The sequence below is a fragment of the Methylovulum psychrotolerans genome (assembly GCF_002923755.1).
In the GTDB taxonomy this organism is placed as follows: domain Bacteria; phylum Pseudomonadota; class Gammaproteobacteria; order Methylococcales; family Methylomonadaceae; genus Methylovulum; species Methylovulum psychrotolerans.
In genome coordinates this window covers 2,998-5,707 of sequence record NZ_PGFZ01000023.1, presented here as the reverse complement: position 1 = coordinate 5,707, position 2,710 = coordinate 2,998, and the positions used below count along the sequence as shown (strand labels likewise).

Below are 2,710 nucleotides of genomic sequence, written 5' to 3'. Positions count from 1 at the left end.
CTTGTTGGGTGGCGAGCGAGTGACCAGGACGGCTGGGGCAGCCGAAGGCATAAGCGGTCGCGTGATTTTTGCTGATTGACCGGCAAGGATGCCGAAGCAATCTTTCGCAAAAATAGCGACTCCCCTTTGTTTTTTGCTATAAAAGTCAATAATTTTGCTTAGCGTACGTTTTCGTACCACTGGACTTCAAACCCCCACCCCAAATAGGGCGGCGTTTGGGAAGGGGCTTTAGGCCGATCAGTGGGTTGGGGGCGATTCAGACTTCAGCTTAACCTGTCCGTTTGGCGAAGGTATTGATGCAAGCCCAACCGGTTTCAAACGCGAGCCGTTACAACTATAGCACCCGGCGGAGCCGGGTGCCTATGATTATTAAACCGTTAATTATGGTCAAAGCAACGCAGATTGATGATATTGGAAATGGTTAAATAACGATTATCCGTCCTTTAAGCATAAATAATTTTAATTAACTTATTGATTTGATCCTCTTAAACTGAAGTCATAAAGGGTGAAACTTAAATCGGATAAGCCGCCTGTTTCAAACCCTGTACTGGCTGCAGTGACGTATAGATGGTTAAGAATATGTTTATAGTATTCATCTGGTATGGCATCGTTGACCGATTTAGGAGTTGTTGTTGTGCCACATTGTTGGGGTGGGGACGGTAATACGCCTTGATTAACTAAAGTCGTTATTACTTTTCTAATTGGGCTAGTTTCTTCACTACTAATAGAGTCCAACAAATCTATATTATTAATGCCTGTAAAAGAATTGCCATCTGCTCCTGTAAAGCTTCCTGTTCTCTTAAAGGGATTGTAGTGGAACGACCCAATCTTGAAATTATCGTAGTTTATTAAATTCGCCAGCGGATATCTATACATTTGTATGGTAGTTGCATTATCAACCATTAAGTATTTGATGGCCACCCTATCTCCTTTTGGGGTTTGATCGATATATTCAAATCTTTCATCAAAGATGTTTGTAACAAAATTGAAGGTGAATTTTGGAATATTATCCGGTTTTTTAGCTATGCTATCCGTTATAGTAACATCAGGATAATAATTATTAGATGTTGACCAACAATTGCTGTTAGTATCATTATTGGCATCACTATTGTAGTACATGAAAGAAATCCCCATGCGTATGCCAGTACCATCCTTATTTGGGTTATAAGTGTTTTGAGAAGTGCCGCAATTGTTGTTTTTTTGAGTGTCGCATGTGATTGTGTTATCGGTTTTAACCCCGCTGCTAAATGCTCCGGTAGTTACATTGGTTGTGGTTTGGGATGTTGTGTCGGTTATTGTAAATGTTTGTATAGGCGGGGCTTTACTGTAATCATCTTGTTTTACATACTCGCTGGCACTTCCATTATAGTTTTTAAGGTTGCGCTTTAGATTATAAGTCAGATATAAATGAGCGTAGTTACCGATGGCTGTTTGTTTCTTATTATTAATGGCAGGGTTAGATACTTTATATGATATAGATGCCGCTGGGCCATGAAAATAATTTAAACCATAATTGTTTTCATATGGTGTTATTGTATTATTTTTATCTGTAATGCCATCGTAATTTGGGTAAAAAATATCACCCCAGTTGAACGTATCTTTCCACCAATACTGGCTTTTTGTTTCCATGATTATGCTATCGGTCATAAACTGGAAGTTAAATATATTTTTGGTCTTTGAAAGAGATTTGAGTTGGATATAAGAGCCAATAATGCCATTGGTGGATGTAAGGTTGGTGGTGGCTGTCAGGTTTAAACCTTTGTCGGTTTTTTCGCAAAAGTGCGGGATTTTTGAATAATCGGGTTGGGTAGTGTACATGCTTTTTATAGGGAACATCACTTGTGCACTTAAATAGAACATGTCAAGTTTAGACATTAAGGTATTGTATTTTGTTGGGGTTATGTAATCGGTATATGTTTGGGAGACATCATCCGATATTAATTGGTTGTCTGATGTTGATGTTGATGTTGGGTCTAATGGTGGAATTTTTGATATGTCACTATTAAGGGTATTCATAGTCGGGTTACCCACTCCTCCGTAAAAATAGACACAAGCTCCAGAATAATCGGCATTTGACAACGAATCGGCGGGTACGGCTCTTGTAACAATTGGTAACCCTTTTCGGTCGTTTGAATAATGAGTATCTGAAAAATCAAAATATTTGGTGTCAGATATATTAGAGGCATTGGAGGCCGAACTGGCACTGACAAACAAACAAAAAACCTTTAATACAAAATCTAAATTGTTGTTTTTTATGGTTATATTCATAATATTAAATACTCATGGTCTATTTTTAAGTTTTGTCTTGGCTTATTTGCCGTGTGTTATTATATATCGGTGACTTATTGTACGACTCATTACATGATATAAATTGTCATTATGATCGCTTTTGCTAAGTTTATTTGATCGGTTGCCGCCGATATTGATATATAGTAGACGATATTTAAGTTTTTAACATGTAATGGTCAACAAAAACCGGACACTTTCTTAGGCAACCTTGCTGTAAAATTCCCGCTCAAATTCCAAAGGCGTTTTATAGCCCAAGAATGCGAACGCCTACCGTTATAAAAAGCAAAATAATAGGGTTCTGTCGCAAACTTTCTAATTTTGGGGGATAATCCGCCAATTTTTGTTGCCAGACTATGAAGATCAGCTTTAAAGGCACCCACTATCCGAAAGACGTTATCCTGCACGCGGTTTTCTTCTATGT

2 protein-coding genes are annotated in these 2,710 nt (G+C 38.2%); both read right to left on the bottom strand.

Features of this window, described 5'->3' with window-relative positions; translation table 11 throughout:
* Positions 1-468 precede the first annotated feature (468 nt).
* Positions 469-2,268, bottom strand: a complete 1,800-nt coding sequence (locus tag AADEFJLK_RS22110; protein ID WP_146054707.1) for a hypothetical protein — start codon at positions 2,266-2,268, stop codon at positions 469-471.
* A 197-nt stretch (positions 2,269-2,465) separates the two neighbouring features.
* Positions 2,466-2,710, bottom strand: a 245-nt coding sequence (locus AADEFJLK_RS25305; RefSeq protein WP_211299312.1) for a hypothetical protein, incomplete at its 5' end; no start/stop codon positions are given.